At 56.6% G+C, this 1,947-nt stretch carries 3 protein-coding genes; all 3 read right to left on the reverse strand.

Annotation, left to right across the window (positions count from 1 at the left end; translation table 11 throughout):
- On the reverse strand, positions 1–1,086 hold a 1,086-nt coding region (gene tnpC / locus AC1RQ9_RS18765), incomplete at its 3' end, for an IS66 family transposase (protein WP_485988098.1).
- Positions 1,087–1,149: 63 nt separating this feature from the next.
- A complete protein-coding gene (gene tnpB / locus AC1RQ9_RS18770; RefSeq protein WP_010510701.1) occupies positions 1,150–1,497 on the reverse strand; it encodes an IS66 family insertion sequence element accessory protein TnpB in 348 nt (115 codons plus the stop codon).
- Positions 1,494–1,853 (reverse strand): IS66-like element accessory protein TnpA, encoded by a 360-nt coding sequence (tnpA, locus tag AC1RQ9_RS18775; RefSeq protein ID WP_007400224.1) that lies wholly within the window; start codon positions 1,851–1,853, stop codon positions 1,494–1,496. The genes tnpB and tnpA overlap by 4 nt, the downstream gene beginning before the upstream one ends.
- Positions 1,854–1,947: the final 94 nt, after the last annotated feature.

Consider the following 1,947-nt stretch of genomic DNA (forward strand, 5'->3'; position numbering starts at 1 on the left):
GCCCTTCCAGACATCATGGAAGGCCCGGCGGAGATGAGCCCAGCAGGCCGCTTCGCGCACGTGCACGGTTCCTGTTGCGTCTGGTTTATACAGATCCCTGAACCCGGCGTAGGCGTCAGCCTGCAGAATGCCCCGGAACTGTGCCAGATGGGTCTGGGGATTGATCCCCTTGCGATCGGGAGAGAACCAGTAGGCCACGGCGGGCGGATCACTCCCTCCCCATGGGCGGGGATCGCGCAGATAGCTCCAGATCCGCCCTTCCTTCACGCCCCGGGGTTTGCCAGCCTGACGCAGACGGGGGTCAAGAACCTGGATGGGTGTATCATCAGCATGTAGCAGGTCTGCCTTTACGACATCCTGACGGATCAGATCTGTCAGAGGACGCAGAACGGCAACGGCCTGACCACACCAGTCGATCAGGGTTGAACGGGGAATGTCCACACCCTGACGGGCAAAGATCTCATTCTGACGATAAAGCGGAATGTGGTCATCGAATTTCGAGACCAGGATATGGGCTAAAAGCCCGGTGCCAGCCATCCCCCGTGGGACAGGGCGCGACGGTGCTTCAGGCTGCACCAGTGTTTCGCAGTGACGGCAGGATTTCTTCAGCCGTGCCGTTTCGACAACTTTCAGTTTTGCCGCAATAAAGTCCAGTATTTCGGTGACATCTTCGCCTACAAGACGCAGGGGACCGCCACAGGCAGGACAGGCCTCACCTGGGTCGAGAACAATACGCTCCCGTGGTGTCGTGTCAGAAACCTTTGGTTTGCCACGCTGCCGTGGGGGAGAGAGTGCATCATCGCTGACATCATGCTCCCTGATATCAGGAGAAGGATCGGCTGCCGCGATGGCGATTTTTACATCTTCAAGGAGCAGTTCGAGTTGTTCAATCTCACGGTCTATCTTTTCTGAACTGGCCCCGAATTTCTGTTTCTGAAGACGTGCGATCCGGATTTTGAGAGACTGGACAAGAGCTTCATACGCACGGGCTGACGCAGAAAGCCGAGCCACTTCGGTCTGCAGGGAAACAATCATTTCCCTCAGGGTATCCGGATCATCAGGCAGGACCGCAGGTGCAGACGTCATTATGAAAAAATAGCAGAAAACCTAAGAAAATTCAAAATGTTCTGCACTCTCACGCCATAAAAATCAGGCCACGCGAGACGGTGGTGCAGACCAGGAAGGGCGTCTCCACTCCATGCCTTCCCACAGCATGGCCATCTGTGCTGTCGTCAGGCGTGCAACGCCCTCTGCCGGAGACGGCCATGGAAAACGTCCCTTCTCAAGCACCTTGTAATAAAGACAGAACCCCTGACCGTCCCACATCAGAAGCTTGATCCTGTCCCCACGGCGACCACGAAAGGCAAAGAGCGCCCCTGATGTCGGGTTCTGACGCAGCACGTCCTGTGCCAGTGCTGCCAGACCCGATATGCCCTTGCGCATATCGGTCACCCCGCAGGCCAGATAGACACGCACGCCGTTGCCCACGCCAATCATGCCGTCTCCGCAATCCGGATGACCCGGGCCAGAAGATCTTCGGCAGGATGTCCCGTCACCCTGATACTACGGCCATTGCGCAGCACTATGGCCAGTTCGTCAGGATCACCGCCAGATGCCACAGCAGGTGTCGTCACTGAAGCAACAGGAACAAACGCCACAGACTGATCTGGGGAAGATAGTCTTTGACGGAATGACGTCCGCCATTGGTAAAGATGTTGGCGGGTCAGGTCATGTCGACGTGCCACATCCGATACACTTGCTCCATCCACACCAACTTCAGCCAGTATCGCCAGCTTCCGTTCATCCGACCAGCGGCGGCGGCGTTCAACGCCAATCAGGATTTCCTGGGTCATTCTTACCTCTCAAATGACGTCAATAACGACGTCGTTAACGACGGTAAGTTACCAGTCACAATCCTCAATCATAAGGCGGCCTCAAACGGCCGGT

The organism is Komagataeibacter ossonobensis (assembly GCF_057359305.1).

Coding starts and splice junctions, on each gene's coding strand:
- tnpA (WP_007400224.1), bottom strand. CDS start 1,853: ATGACCCAGGAAATCCTGATTGGCGTTGAACGCCGCCGCCGCTGGTCG.
- tnpB (WP_010510701.1), bottom strand. CDS start 1,497: ATGATTGGCGTGGGCAACGGCGTGCGTGTCTATCTGGCCTGCGGGGTG.